This window comes from Algoriphagus algorifonticola (genome assembly GCF_007655305.1).
Lineage (GTDB): Bacteria > Bacteroidota > Bacteroidia > Cytophagales > Cyclobacteriaceae > Algoriphagus > Algoriphagus algorifonticola.
Map to the genome: position 1 here is coordinate 20,073 of NZ_VLOG01000024.1, position 15,097 is coordinate 35,169.

9 protein-coding genes are annotated in these 15,097 nt (G+C 39.9%); 2 read left to right on the forward strand and 7 right to left on the reverse strand.

Annotated elements, in window-relative coordinates; genetic code table 11:
- Nucleotides 1–154 precede the first annotated feature (154 nt).
- Nucleotides 155–628 (forward strand): RidA family protein, encoded by a 474-nt coding sequence (locus FL972_RS05515; protein ID WP_144604081.1) that lies wholly within the window; start codon nucleotides 155–157, stop codon nucleotides 626–628.
- On the opposite strand, the gene FL972_RS05520 is transcribed toward FL972_RS05515, so the two are convergent.
- From FL972_RS05520 to FL972_RS05545, 6 genes are all read right to left on the reverse strand, one after another.
- Nucleotides 625–2,019 (reverse strand): MltF family protein, encoded by a 1,395-nt coding sequence (locus FL972_RS05520; RefSeq protein ID WP_144604082.1) that lies wholly within the window; start codon nucleotides 2,017–2,019, stop codon nucleotides 625–627. The two genes, FL972_RS05515 and FL972_RS05520, sit on opposite strands and share 4 nt — an antisense overlap.
- A 127-nt stretch (nucleotides 2,020–2,146) precedes the next feature.
- Nucleotides 2,147–3,484 carry a TolC family protein gene (locus FL972_RS05525; RefSeq protein WP_144604083.1) on the reverse strand — a complete coding sequence of 446 codons (1,338 nt, stop codon included), beginning with the start codon at nucleotides 3,482–3,484 and terminating at the stop codon, nucleotides 2,147–2,149.
- Nucleotides 3,484–6,546 carry an efflux RND transporter permease subunit gene (locus FL972_RS05530; protein ID WP_091655677.1) on the reverse strand — a complete coding sequence of 1,021 codons (3,063 nt, stop codon included), beginning with the start codon at nucleotides 6,544–6,546 and terminating at the stop codon, nucleotides 3,484–3,486. The genes FL972_RS05525 and FL972_RS05530 overlap by 1 nt, the downstream gene beginning before the upstream one ends.
- 1 nt (nucleotide 6,547) lies before the next feature.
- Nucleotides 6,548–7,630: an efflux RND transporter periplasmic adaptor subunit gene (locus FL972_RS05535; protein WP_144604084.1), complete on the reverse strand. Its 1,083-nt coding sequence runs from the start codon at nucleotides 7,628–7,630 to the stop codon at nucleotides 6,548–6,550.
- A gap of 238 nt (nucleotides 7,631–7,868) precedes the next feature.
- Nucleotides 7,869–8,651: an alpha/beta fold hydrolase gene (locus tag FL972_RS05540; protein WP_144604085.1), complete on the reverse strand. Its 783-nt coding sequence runs from the start codon at nucleotides 8,649–8,651 to the stop codon at nucleotides 7,869–7,871.
- A 222-nt stretch (nucleotides 8,652–8,873) separates the two neighbouring features.
- Nucleotides 8,874–12,143, reverse strand: coding sequence for a TonB-dependent receptor (locus tag FL972_RS05545; RefSeq protein WP_144604086.1), 3,270 nt, complete (start codon nucleotides 12,141–12,143; stop codon nucleotides 8,874–8,876).
- A gap of 376 nt (nucleotides 12,144–12,519) precedes the next feature.
- Here FL972_RS05545 and FL972_RS05550 point away from each other — a divergent pair, with 376 nt between their 5' ends.
- Nucleotides 12,520–13,179: a lysoplasmalogenase gene (locus FL972_RS05550; protein WP_317129929.1), complete on the forward strand. Its 660-nt coding sequence runs from the start codon at nucleotides 12,520–12,522 to the stop codon at nucleotides 13,177–13,179.
- Nucleotides 13,180–13,203: 24 nt separating this feature from the next.
- Here FL972_RS05550 and aspS read toward each other — a convergent pair whose 3' ends face one another.
- Nucleotides 13,204–14,958 carry an aspartate--tRNA ligase gene (gene aspS / locus FL972_RS05555; protein WP_144604088.1) on the reverse strand — a complete coding sequence of 585 codons (1,755 nt, stop codon included), beginning with the start codon at nucleotides 14,956–14,958 and terminating at the stop codon, nucleotides 13,204–13,206.
- Nucleotides 14,959–15,097: the final 139 nt, after the last annotated feature.

Here is a 15,097-nt window from a genome sequence, read left to right on the forward strand (position 1 = left end):
AGCTTCCGGATTCTGATCCTTTCAGCAGACAATAAGCCGTATTTTTGTCAATACTGGTAAGAATGCGCATACCCATATTATTCAAAAAGTGAATTGGTTGTAGATTAAAAAAGAAAATAAACTCAGTGACTATCATCATTTAAAATTAAAAGCCATGGAAACTCCTGAAAGTAATTTCGCAAAACTAGGATTAACCTTACCTCCTGCCCCAAAGCCATTAGGGGTATACAAGCCTTGCCTGATTGACGGGAAACATCTCTATTTATCGGGACATGGGACGGTAAAGGCCGATGGTTCTCTGATAATCGGAAGAATAGGTCAAGACTTGGATATGGAAGCAGGGAAAAAAGCTGCTCAGCAAGTAGGGCTTGCCATGCTTGCCACCATCAAGGCAAATCTTGGTTCTTTAAATAGAGTCAAGAGAGTGATTAAGGTATTGGGAATGGTGAACTGTGTTTCCACATTTGAAAAGCACCCTTATATCATCAACGGATGCAGCGAATTATTTGCAAATGTTTGGGGTACCGATTACGGGGTAGGCGTCAGGTCAGCAGTAGGGATGGGAACCTTGCCGGATAATATCCCGGTAGAAATTGAAGCAATATTTGAACTGCATGAAGGCGCTTAAGGCTGAACCAAGGCTTTGTAGGATTCAAAGATATTCATAATGTCTTTGACGTAGTTGACAGCTAAATGCCCTTTGGCGAATCCACTTCTGACTATAGGGTCACGATAGTATTCCGGATCACTTTTCAATTCGAGAAAACCTGCAACTTCTTTCCAGCTTTGGGTATTTCCGCCATATTTCAAAGTAAGTCTCCAAGCATCTTCTACGTGACCGTGACCAATGTTGTATGATGCTAAAATAAATTTGATTCGTTCATTAGTCTCGGGCACTCTTTCCATCCAGAATTTATCCAAATACCGAAGATATTTCACTCCACCCATCAAGGACTGAAATGGATCATTAGGGTTTTCCACTCCAAATCTTTCCAGAGTTACCGGCATTAATTGCAAAAGCCCCTGTGCACCTGCATAGGAGGTTGCTGAGGTATCAAATCTGGATTCTTTGTAAACCAAGGAAGCTAATAATCGCCAATCCCAGCCTAACTCTTCGGCTCCTTTTTGGATCAAATCATCATAAACAGAAATTCTATTTCCTACTAAGGAAGAGAAAGGACTGGTAGATCTGAAATAACTGTTTTTACTGTTCAGAAAATATTTAGCATAAAGCATAGGAATAAACTTCTTCTGTTTATCCTCTAGCCATGTATTGACTTCTCCCAGTAACTTGGGCGAATTATCTCTCACTACCCAAGAAACTTCTTCGGATTCGGTCACCTTCCACGAAATATTCAATCCTTCGTAATAAGTGGCATTTGCTTGAGCAATATTTTGATCTGCAATGGTGTATCGAATCTCCCCCTTGACAACTTGATCAATCAATGTTTCTTCATGCAAAGGTGACTCTATCACAGTAAAACTCACTTGTAAGGAATCCTTGATTTTACAAAGTTGGGATTTATAAACTGCCCCCTGCCTCACAAATATTGTGTCTGACTCTAAGTCCTGCCAGGATTTGGTAGCAGGAGTAGTTTCGGAACTGACCAGAACGGTACTTATTTTTCCAAGAGCCTGAGTAAAAGTAGCTTTCCCCTCCCTCACTGGACTTTTTTCCAGATTCATAGCAATCAAATCAACCCGGCCATCATTGAGATATTCGAAGGCTTTATCGATATCAGAAACCAAAACCAAGTTTAACTGCACGCCCAATCTTTTGGCCAAGTCTCTTAAGAGTTCGTACTCATAGCCCATTCTACGCCCTCTGTAGATATAATATCCTGTCGAATTATTATCAACCGCCGCCCGGATGAAACCTCTATTTTTAATCCCTTCAAGGTCTAAAATGTAGGTTTCTTTTTTGAATGTCCTATTGAACTGCTGCTCGAGAAAGGTACACTGTACCCCAAACAATAAAATAACAACAGTTGCGAATAGTATGATTATTCCTTTCTTCATACACTGGGAAAAACTCCCTGGATGTTTCGAAAGCACTGATAGTCAAAGTGTATGCCAAAACAACAAACCCTTTCTATTAAAAATCCATAAAAGAAAAGGGCCTCTGTAAAAGGCCCTCTATTCAATTCTATTGAGGTAATCTCAATTCCTCGAAACTACTGTCGAAAAATATTCTCCCCGACAAGCGCATCAATTCAATCTCCTGTTCCTTGATATTGTAAATCGAAGTGATCAATCGGGTTTCTGCAGTAAGTAAATTTACCTGCGCATCTCTAAATTCGAGATAAGAAGCGATCCCTAGTCTAAATCGCTCCAAGGCAATCTCACTACTTTCTTTGGCGACAGCATAATTTCGCTGTTCAATTTCAAGTAATTCCCGATTATTCAAATACGTGTTGTAGGCTCTATATAAATCTGATTTCAATTGAATCTCAAACTGATCTACCGCATACCCTTGAATCTTTTGCTGGACTCGAGCATTTTGGATTCTTCTATTCAGGGTAAAACCTGAAAACAAATTGAAAGAAATGTTTCCTCCGTAATTAATCCCCTCTCTTTGATTTTGGATCAAAAACCCTGCATCGGAATTAGAAGTATTATTTACATAATTCATATTTAGGTTCAAGGCGGGTAACCTGGAAACCTGAAGCTCTTTCATTTGCAAAAAAGCTACGTTTTCCTGCCTTTGAGTAACCAGCCATTGCTTGTTTTCCATAAAGGCACTTTCCTCCAAGTCTCCAATTCTCAGCATTTCACCAATCCTAATGGTATCACTCACAGAAAATTCTCTGGAAGGATCCAAAGCCATCAGCTCATTCAAATTAATTCTTGCAGCCTGAATGATTTGAGCCTGAGTTTTCAATAAGCTTAAATCAGAATTATAGTCAACTTCTGCTGTCAAGTAATCTCTTTTTCCTGCTCCCCCTAATTCATATTGTGCCTGAGCAATGTCCAATCTTGCTTGGCTGAGTTCCAAAGTTTTCTTTAAAACTTCATAGCGCTGAAGTTCTAACACCAGTCGATAATAAGCGGTGGAAATACCTGCTACTGTATTTTCAACAGCAATTTTTGCTTCAAGCTGAGAAACTTCTGTCAATAGCCCAAGTCTTTTAAGAACCACAAAAGCTTCAGGTCTAAAACCATAAATTGCTGCCATGGTGAAGTTTTCAGATCTGGATTTGGCATCATCTATCTGTCTAGGTTCAGGGTCATTGACAAATTTTTGCGTTACATCTTCTGTGGAATAGTTTCTAGTGTAAATAGCGTCCACGATGGGAAGAAAGGAACCCAAACCAATCCGCTCTTCACCCTGACGGAGATTGATGTTTTCAACTGCTATCTTTACATCCAAATTATTCTCCAAACCAAGCTGAATAGCTTTTTCCAGATCCAAAGACTCGGAGTTTTGAGCAAAAGAACTTTTTACGAATAAGCTCACGAGGAGCAAAAAGTATATTTTCTTCATCAAATTCTGGCTAATCTTCCTTCTTTAGAAGTCAAGTATGTATAAATCGCAGGGATAATGAACAAGGTAAGTATGGTTGCAAAAGCAAGCCCTCCAATAACGGCAGCTCCCATAGGAACTCTACTTTCAGCACCTGCTCCCAATGCCAGTGCAATTGGAAGAATCCCCAAAATCGTGGAAAGAGAAGTCATCAAAATAGGTCTAAATCGGGCCACGGCTGCTCCATAAATTGCTTCCTTCACATCCATCCCACTAGCTTTTCGCTGATTGGCAAATTCTACAATCAAAATTCCGTTTTTGGTAACCAAGCCAATGAGCATGATGATCCCAATCTGACTAAAAATGTTGAGTGTAAAATCAAAAGCCCATAGGGTAAGTAATGCTCCAAAGATTGCCAAAGGCACGGTAAACATGATAGTCAGCGGATCTAAGAAGCTCTCAAATTGGGCTGAAAGGACCAAATAGATCAAAACCAAGGCAAAAAGAAAAGCAAAGATCAAGCTATTGGAGCTTTCTCTAAACTCCTTGGAAGGTCCTGATACGTCAGTGGCAAAGGAGTCATCCAATACCTCAGCAGCGATTCTATCCATTTCATCTAGACCATCACCTATGGTAAAACCCTCGGCAAGGTTAGCTGATACTGTTGCAGAAACAAATCTATTGAATCTATATAGTTGCGGTGGAGTACTTTTTTCGACAACTGTTACCAGATTATCCAATTGCACCAGTTGACCATTCTCTGCTCTTACATAAAGCATCCTAAGATTAATTGGCTCATTCCTATCCTCAATTTGCATTTCTCCGACCACTTGATACTGTTTACCATTCATGATGAAGTAGGCAAATCGCTGACCTGAATAGGAAAGTTGTAGGGTTCGTGCTATTTCCTGTACAGACACCCCGATATTTCTTGCCTTTTCCCGATCAATTTCTATTTCAAGCTCAGGTTTTGTGAATTTCAAGTTGATATCTGCGAAAATGAACTTATCACTTTTATTCACCTCCTCCATAAATGTTGGAATCTTCTCTTTCAGCTTTTCCAAAGTAGGTGCCTGGAGCACATACTGTACTGGCAAGCCTCCACGACGATCACCTATTGATTGAGGCTGTGCGGCAAATGCTCTTACAGATGTATAGGTTCTGAGTTTTGCATTCACCTCATTGAAAATATCGTTCTGACTTCGAGATCTATTCTCAGCGTCAGTTAAAATAAATCGTACGAATCCTGAGTTAGTACTGGCTGTACCAAAACCCGGGGATGTAACTGAAATCAAACCAGATACTTCTTCCTCAGGGAAAGACTCCAAGAAATCTCCTACCATTTGATCAATCACACGGTCCATATAATCGAAGGTAGCACCCTCTGGACCTGCCATGTTGATTCTTAGCTCCCCTCTATCCTCGGTAGGAGCCAATTCGGAAGGAATTTCATTGAATAACCAATAGATCCCCCCACCCATGAATATGATGAGCAGGAAAGCAACCCATCTGAAGTTCATAAACCAGCTTAATGCTCGGTCATATTGATTGTTTAGCCAAACAAATCCAGGCTCGGTAAAATTATAAAACCAATTATGTTTCTCTCTTCTTTTCAACAATTTAGAGCTGAGCATTGGCGTCATGGTCAATGCGACAAAAGAGGAAATAATCACAGAGCCTGCCACTACGATTCCAAATTCTCGGAAAAGTCGGCCAGTAGTTCCCGTTAGGAATATTACTGGCAGGAAAACTGCCGCCAATGCCACTGTGGTTGCGATTACTGCGAAAAAGATTTCCTCAGCACCTTTTTGAGCGGCTTGCAGTGGTTTCTCCCCTTTTTCTATCCGTGCATAGATATTCTCCAATACAACAATCGCGTCATCGACCACCAATCCAATGGATAGAACGATGCCTAATAGTGTCAATACGTTGATAGAAAAATCCATCAAGTACATGACAAAAAATACTCCTATCAGGGAAATCGGTATGGTTAAAACAGGAATAAATGTAGTTCTCCAGTCCCTCAAAAAGAGGAAAATAATAGCTACAACCAGAATAAAGGCTGTAATAATTGTTTCCTGAACCTCCGCAATGGAGTTTCTAATATAGGTTGTAGAGTCAAATCCGATTTCCAAACCTACATCAGCCGGTAAATCCTTTTTGATAAACTCTAAACGTCTGTAAAATTCATCAACAATCTCAATATTGTTTGAACCTGGTAGAGGAACCAAAACTACCCCTACCATTGGGACACCGTCTCTTTTTAGGACAGTTCTTTCATTTAAAGCGGCTAATTCCGCTTTTCCCACATCTTGAAAGCGAACAATATTATTCTCGCTTTCCTTAATGATAAGTTGGTTAAATTCCTGCGGGGAAGACAGACGGCTCTTCGTTCTTACCGAAAGCTCAATAGTCTCGCCTTCAATTCTTCCGGATGGCAGCTCTACGTTTTCGGACTGAACTTTTGAAAGAACATCCAAAGGGGTTACTCCATAAGAAGCCATTTTCAATGGATCCATTCTTAGTCGAATGGCATATTCTTTTTCTCCCCAAATCTGTACTCTACTGACTCCCGGGATGGTTTGAAGTCTTTCTTTGAAAATATTTTGAGCGATGTCTGAAAGGTCAAGAAGACTTCTTTCATCACTTTTTACGTTGAGGAAAACGATGGGCTGAGAGTCAGCATCCGCCTTGGATACAACTGGTGGTTCAGCATCAGGAGGTAAGTTTCTTTGTGCTCCGGAAACCTTATCTCTCACGTCATTTGCTGCCGCTTCCAAATCTGCTCCCACGTCAAATTCCACGGTAATACTACTGGCACCGTCATTGGAAGTAGAGGTCAGAGATTTAATCCCCTGAATCCCGTTGATAGCTTCTTCCAAGGGCTCGGTGATTTGAGCCTCGATTACATCAGCATTTGCTCCAACATAATTGGTTCTGACATTAATGATTGGAGGATCAACGCTGGGGAACTCTCGAATACCCAAAAGAGATATCCCGATGGCCCCGAACAATAAAATGATCAGGGACATCACGATGGCCAAAACTGGCCTGTTAATACTTAAATTCGATAAACTCGCCATCTTAATTGATTTGAGTGTATTTCAAAGGCATGCCGGGGCGTGCTTGCAAGACTCCTGTGGCCAAAACCAAGTCCCCTTCTTCCAGTCCGCTTAGGATCTGAACCTGGGTTTCTGTTCTGGTTCCAATTTCTACTGCTTTCTCCTGAGCTTTATTATCAGGGCCTACCACATATACTTTATATCCCTGCAATTCAGGAATAATAGATTCTGCCGGTACCATCAATGCATTTTCGGTTACTTCTAAAACAAATCGAATTCTCACATACATCCCCGGAAGAAACTTCCCTTCTTTATTAGAACTCAATGCTCTTAACTTCAGGGTTCGGGTAGCTGCATCGATTTGTGGTTCATAGGCATAAACCTCTCCTTGCACTTCTTCTTTAGAAGATTCATTGGAAAAATAAATTGGAGCTCCCATTTTCACTTGGTTGGAATATCTCTCAGGAATAGAGAACTCAATTTTGATTGGGTCAATATTCACAATACTCGCAATCATGTCTGATGGGCTAATTACACTTCCTTCAGAAATCATTCTCAATCCTATTCTTCCGCTGAATGGAGCCCGAATAATTCGTTTAGCCAGTTGGGCTTCTACCAATTTCAAATCAGAAAGCGTGGTATTGTATTGATTAAGTGCAATATCATATTCTTCCTGGCTGATTGCTTCTCTTGCCAATAATTGTTTTTGCCTGTTTTCTTGGGTTTCAAAAAGCTTCTGAGTATACTGTAACCTTTGATATTGTGCCTGTAATTCATCATCATCCAGATAGACCAAAGGGGTTCCTTTGGTCACATATTGACCTTCTTTGAATGAAATTTTACTGACTAGGCCGGAAACTTCAGGTCGAATATCTACAGCTTCATTGGGCAAAATCGTTCCAGTGACCTGCAATTGATTTCTGAGACTTTCTTTCTTCAATTTGACTACATTGACAGGAAGCTCCTGAGCAGGGCCTCGTCCTGAACCTGTAGAAGTCACAGCATTCTCATTGGTATTTCTGGTATCCCATCTTGGATATAGAAAAGCTACTACCACCAGTATAATGATAGCTAAAATAAGAATGACCTTGGTCTGCTTTTTCATGTGTTTATAATTTTTCTTTAAGGCCACATGGAATCTTCGCATGAATTATAATCATCGCCTTGTGTATCGCTTTGGCTCATGCTCGATTTCATCTGTTTATAATTTGTTTTTTAGAGGTCATCCCGATAACTATCGGGAGGAATGCCCAGGATAATCATCCTCCTCCCGAAACAAGATCGGGACAAGTTGTTTGAGATTTTTCCTCAAGGGCATTTCATGAATTCTAATTCTGAATAGGTTAGGATTTGTTTTTGATAAACTCTAAGGAAAGACGGTTAAATTCATCCGGACGCTCTACATTGACCACATGTCCACATTCTTTCAAAGTTTCCAAAATTGAATTTTTATGTTGTCTGACTATTTTTTTTACTGGTTCGAGGAACATCAAATCTTGATCTCCCATCACATAAAGAGTTGGGATCCCCAGATCTACTTCTTTGAAATATTTCAACAGGGGGTTGATATCTTTAGTCAATTTAAACCACCTGATAAATTCCTTCTGACAAAGCTTTTGAGCTTCCTGAATAAAGAGGTTTCTAGATTCAGAATGCTGCTTCCTTGGGAGTATGATATATGCGAAAAGACGATATAGCCACATGTAAGGAATTACTTTTTTGAAGGTATTTCCCAAAAACACCAAAAGCCTTGACTTGACATTTAGTCTGGTGACTGCACCTGCCATGACTAAAGACTTTACCCTTTCAGGCTCCAACTCTGCAAGTTGTCTTGCCAGAATTGTGCCCAGAGAAACTCCCATAAAGTGAGCTGGGGGTAATTTGACATGATCCAGCACCTCTATGATATCTTTGGTAACCGCTTCGAAAGTATATTCCTGATTATAAATCGCCTTCGGCAAATCCGTCGATTTACCATGACCTCTCAAATCAATCAAAAGCAAATTAAAATGCTTTTGAAAGTCTTTTAGCTGCTTAAACCATACCGCAGAAGAGCCTCCGGCTCCATGGATAAATACCACCCACTCTTTACTTGCAGCGTGATGAAACATTTTATAATACAACATGCTAGCTTAACTCTAGGGTCAGGGTATTGGTTCTGAACTTGTAAACTTACATAGTCTTTTTTTGGATTTGACTATAAAAAACACTGAAGGCAAATGCCTTCAATCAATGGAAAAAATAGGGGATACATTTTGTCAAATTCATATCCCAAAAGAAGTTTTATTTGAGATTATACAAAAAAAGCACCCCTTTTCAGAGGTGCTTTTAATATGGTTTAAATTAGATTAGTTGAAGATGTATCTTACACCAACCTGCATTCTCCAAGTATCTCCTAGTGAAGTAGAAGTTCTGAAGGTTTCAGTTGGGAATTCGCTAGTACCAGGTACTGTATTCAATCTATACTGAGGCTGACCTTGTGCGTTCACACCTCGGTAATTTAATAAGTTGTTCTGGAAAGCAAATCTCTGAATACCCCACTCAGAATTGAATAGGTTACCTACGTTCAAAATATCGATAGAAAGCTGAAGCTTGTTTTTAGAGTCTTTAGAAAGAACCAAATCTTCAGTAATTCTTAAATCAAATCTGTTAACCCAAGGTCTCAATGCTCCATTTCTTTCAGCAATTTTACCTCTGTTAGCACTTAGATATTCATCCTGATCGATGTAGGCATCCAGAAGAGCAGCCTGCTCAGCTGGTGTAACAACTCTACCATTCAAGGTGAATTGCTGGAATACTAATTCATTTGCGTTGTTTGGAATGTACATCAATCTGTTTGAAGCATCCCCAAAATTACCAGAGTAAGTATAAGAGAATCTACCTGCATCAGCACCTTCATAGAAGATGGAGATGGTAGTATTATCAGTCTGGTATGAAATAGATCCAATCAATCTATTAGGAATATCAAATTCAGCAAAACTCAAATCAGGATTGTTTCTGTCAACCTGTACAGTAGCTGGCCACAATGAAATAGCCTGAGAACCACCCGCAGCATCCAAATCTCTAGATCTTGATCTAGTGTATGCAATCATGGTATTGAAACCATTATCGAATTGCTTCTGCAACTGCGCAGTGAAAGAGTAGTAATCTGCCTTTCTTCTCGCGTTAGTCAAGTAGAATACGTTTCTGAAATCAGGATCATTAGAATAGTTGGTTCCGTTCCAGAAAGGTCTTGTGTCAGGTCCTGATAAAGTACCGTCAGGAGTTCTCAATACAGGATTGTACGCGATTGGTGTGGATACATCTCTAGAGTAGATGAATTCCATTGTTCCGATGATTCCAAATGGAAGCACTTGGTCAACAGCAAGGTTTGTTCTCCAAACTTGTGGAAGTTTGAAATCTCTATCAGTCAAGTTCAATTCGTTAGAAAGAGACTGTCCTGGGTTTTCAGGGTTTCCAAATGTTACGTCAGGGTTGAATACGTAGTTGGGACCAAAGGCATCCTCAACATCATCACCTTCATATCCAAGACCACCTCTCACCACACCTGATCCGTTAACTTGGTTAGACAACCATACGAAAGGAATTCTACCGGAGAAGATACCTGTACCACCTCTTACCTGGGTAGTTCTGTTTCCTTTAGCATCCCAGTTGAAACCTACTCTTGGAGACCACAATGGATTCACTTTAGGGAAAGTACTTACATCTGGAGTGATTGTTCCGTCAGGGGTTTCAAAAGTCTTGTTAAGATTATCCAACAATTGGTTTCTTGGAATATCGATAGGATAGAATGGGAAGTCTACTCGAAGACCACCGGTCACTTTCAATTTAGAAGTAACTTGATATTCGTCCTGTACATAGACACCAAACTGACCAAATCTAGTCTGATCGGTAGGAGGAGTTGTAGATCCGTCTAGGGCAAAGCTTTTTGCGAAAGCATCAGGATATGTACCTGGAGTTCTGTTGATGACAGTTTCAACAAATGAATCGTAGCTATTGAATCGGTAGAAACCGTTGAATACAGGGTTAAATGCATTGTCAAACGTCATATATTCAAAGTTAGCTCCGAAAGTATAGGTATGCTTTCCTTTGTATAGAGAGAAGTTATTAGTAACGTTGAAGATGTTGTTTTCCAACAGGTTTCCAACGGTAAACAATTCATTACCTACAGAAGTGTAATAAAGTAAGTTACCTGATGCATCTGGCTCCAAAATCTCGATGAAAGGGAAAGCCTGTCCACCTGGAATACCACGCTTAGGATCCGTAATAGAAGTAAAGCCAATATTGAATTGGTTTGACATGTTGGATCCAATTCTTGAGTTCAATTCTGCTACCCAAGATTGTACATTTCTGTCATTCGTATAATTAGTATTACGGAAGTTCATCGCTTCGATACCCGTTCTAGAAGTATTTCTGAATCGAGTAGAAATGAATCGGATAGAGTTCCCGTTAGTACGCACATCTGTAAATGCGGTGTAATTGTTATATCTCACAGACAATTTGTGATTGTCATTGATGTTGAAATCCAATCTAGCATTAAAACGCTCCTGCTCAGAAGCAAATGGATAGTTTTCGTAAGGTCCAGTTTCATAACCATAAAGCGTACGCAACTGGTTACTGATGAAGTCAAGATCAGATGCTGGTACTCTGGAAACAATCAAACCATCAGGCTCTAATCCTGGTCTAGCCGCTACCTTGGTATAGCTAGGTACTGCCTCAGATTCAGTTTCATAGGAAACAAAGAAGAACAATTTGTTTTTAATGATTGGACCGCCCAAACGGAAACCTACAATTTCATTCTTGGAATCGTCGATTGGAAGTCTGGTATCCCCCACTTTATCACCGATCATCTGGTCATTTCTCAAGAAATAGTATGCAGAACCAGTGAATTCATTAGTACCTGACTTAGTAATCGCGTTAACAGCAGCTCCGGTAAAACCTGCTTGACGTACGTCAAATGGAGCTAAGTTAACCTGAACTTCTTCGATTGCATCCAAAGAGATTGGGTTTGAACCTGCAAACTGACCTGATCCTAGACCAAAGTTGTTGTTGTAGATGTTACCATCAATCGTATAGTTGTTGAATCTGCTTGAAGTACCTGCGAAAGAAGTACCGTTAGACTGAGGAGTCAATCTTGTGAAATCGTTGATATTACGATTTACAGTTGGTAAAGCATTGATTCGCTCATTTGTAAGGTTTAATGCAGCACCAGTCTTGTCTGCATTCATGATCGCGTCTTTGCTTGCAATTACTTCAATTGCTTCTAATTCAAGACCATCTGACAAAACTGCATTTAGTGTGTAGGTTTGACCTAGACCTAAAACAATACCTTCAAATGCTCTTTCTTCAAATCCTACAAAAGTAATTCTAACAGTGTAAGGTCCGCCTACACGCATGTTAGGAAGAACAAAACGACCTTCTAAATTACTCACTGCCCCATAACGGGTTCCAGATGGCTCATGGGTTGCTACAACATTGGCTCCAGGAAGGGCGTCTCCAGAAGAGTCGGTTACCAAACCCTGAATGTTACCAGTAGTCACACCCTGCGACATAGCCCAATTAGTGCTCAGCACTACCAGGAACATTGCCAACAAGTTTCTGAGTAAATTTTGCCTCATAATTTTTTGTTTGTTTGTAAAGTTGGTTTTGAATTAAATCCGATGCAAAGGTAATTTCCATCGAAAGGTTTTTAGGGTACTCTACGTTAAATTTACGGGCGCTAATTTCACAATTTTTAACAATAACTTAACACTTCCCCCTAATTTAATTTTCTTTTTTGATCATTATCATCTCTTTTCAAGTAGATTTATTCTGCCAACTGTAGAGTTTTATCATAAATATTCTTAGCATGAATATTTAATTAAAAATTTGAAAAATTCGATATTTCAAAATCAGATTTGGCAAGTAAAGCGTTCCGCTAAAAATCAACTTATATTACAGTCAGAACCCCAAATTTTCTACGCTTTGAAAAATAAAAATATACTTTGGCTTTATTTGTTTTTATTTGCCTCCATTGCCCACTTATCTTTTTTACTGGAAGGCCTGAATCCTTATCTTTTTTTCTCTAAGCCACTGATCCTTATCAGTTTGATCGGATATTTTTTTCAAATCTCGAAACCAATATCCTGGACCCTCTTGTCTAAAGCGACTATGGCCGCATTAATCTTTTCTTTGATAGGGGATGTCCTATTACTTTGGCCTCATTTATTCATATTTGGACTTGGTGCCTTTTTGATGGCACATATCTGCTATATAATCGCATTTAAAATAGCCCAGAGGAACCCGGGAAAAATCGGGAAAGTTAATTTTGTGAAGGTCTTTCTCATCAACCTCCCGATTTATATAGTAGCGGCACTGATCTATTTTTTGATCAATTCCAATCTGGGAAATCTTAAAATTCCGGTTATAGCCTACATAATTACCATTGTTTCCATGGTCACTTTGGCTCGGGATAGATATGGAAAGTGTAGTAAAGAATCTTTTTGGCAGGTATTTATTGGAGCCTGCTTATTCCTAATCTCAGACGGAGTTTTAGCGATTGATAGATTTTACATGGAATTCCCTGAAGCCGGAGTGATTATCATGGGGACTTATGCTACTGCTCAACTTCTGATTGTGATGGGCATTCGGTCTCATTTGATCAAACCCCAATAAAAAAGAGGCGCTAGGCCTCTTTTCTTATTTTTTGAGTTGAACTCTTATCGAAAGCTCCTCCAGTTGATCCTGAGCGATGGTGCTCGGTGAATCTATCATCACATCTCTTCCAGAGTTATTTTTAGGAAAGGCGATGTAATCCCGAATTGAGTCAGATCCGCCGAAAATGGCGCAGAGTCTGTCAAAGCCAAAGGCAATTCCACCGTGAGGAGGTGCCCCATATTCGAAGGCTTCCATTAGGAACCCAAATTGCTTTTGAGCTTCTTCTTCTGAAAATCCTAAATGCTTGAACATCAATTGCTGCGTAGGTCTATCATGAATTCTGATTGATCCACCGCCAATTTCAACTCCATTGATTACCAAATCATAAGCATTGGCTCTTACCGCACCTGGATCACTTTCCAAAAGTGCGATATCCTCATTCTTCGGTGAAGTGAAAGGGTGATGCATGGCATGATATCTCTGTGTTTCTTCATCCCATTCAAACAGTGGGAAATCTACCACCCATAGTGGTTTGAATACAGTTCTATCTCTCAAGCCCAGTTCTTCGCCCATTTTAAGGCGAAGCTCAGAAAGCTGTTTTCTCACAGTTTTTGCATCTCCGCTCAAAACCAACATCAAATCACCAGGCTCTGCTCCAAAAGCATCAGCCCAAGACTGTAAATCTTCAGAGGAATAGAATTTATCTACTGTGGATTTTAAAGAACCGTCCGCGTTGTATTTGACATAAACAAGCCCTTTCGCTCCGATTTGAGGTCTTTTCACCCAATCAGTCAAAGCATCCAACTGCTTCCTTGTATACTCCGCAGCACCTTTGGCACAAATTCCAACTACCAACTCTGCAGCATCAAAAATTCCAAAACCTTTTCCTTGAGCCAATTCATTGAGCTCGACAAATTTCATATCAAACCTCAAATCAGGCTTATCATTGCCGTAAAACTTCATTGCATCAGCAAAAGTCATTCTCTGTACTTCCTCCAGCTCAATTCCTTTTACCTCTCTAAATAAATGACGGGTAAGACCTTCGAAAGTGCTTAAAATATCCTCTTGCTCTACAAATGACATTTCGCAGTCAATCTGAGTAAACTCAGGTTGTCTGTCGGCTCTCAAGTCTTCGTCTCTAAAGCATTTTACGATTTGAAAATATCTATCAAATCCAGAAACCATCAAAAGCTGCTTGAAAGTCTGAGGAGACTGGGGTAAAGCATAGAATTCTCCTGGATTTACTCTACTAGGAACCACAAAGTCCCTAGCTCCCTCCGGAGTGGATTTGATCAAAACGGGAGTTTCAACTTCAATAAAGTTAGCTGCATCCATGTATTTTCTGGTTTCCTGCATCATCCGGTGACGCAGTTGCAGCTTTTCTCTCACTACTCCTCTTCGCAAATCCAAGTATCTATATTTCATTCTCAAATCATCTCCCCCATCGGTTTCATCCTCTATTATAAAAGGAGGTACTTTGGCGGGATTGAGAACGTTGAGAGAATCAACTTTGATTTCGATGGATCCAGTTGGTATTTTATCGTTCTTGGAAGTTCTTTCAATTACTGTTCCTTCAGCCTGAATGACAAATTCTCTTCCCAATTGGGCTGCTTTTTCCAAAAGAGCTTTATCTGTGGAGCCTTCTTCGAAAATCAATTGAGTTACACCATAGCGATCCCTCAAATCAACCCAAATCAGGCCTCCTTTATTTCTTACCCGCTGTACCCAGCCGGCTAATTTGACTTTCGTTTGGACGTGTTCCAGGCGTAATTCACCACAAGAATGCGTTCTAAGCATAAGGTTTTTATTTTTTGAAGGCTCAAAGATAAATAAATGCACAGGAGTAAGCCATGATTCTTGAAAAGGAATGTAGGAAATAAAAACATTCATGAATTAGAGCTTCACAAACGGGAATGAAAGAGTTGACTTTGCGTAT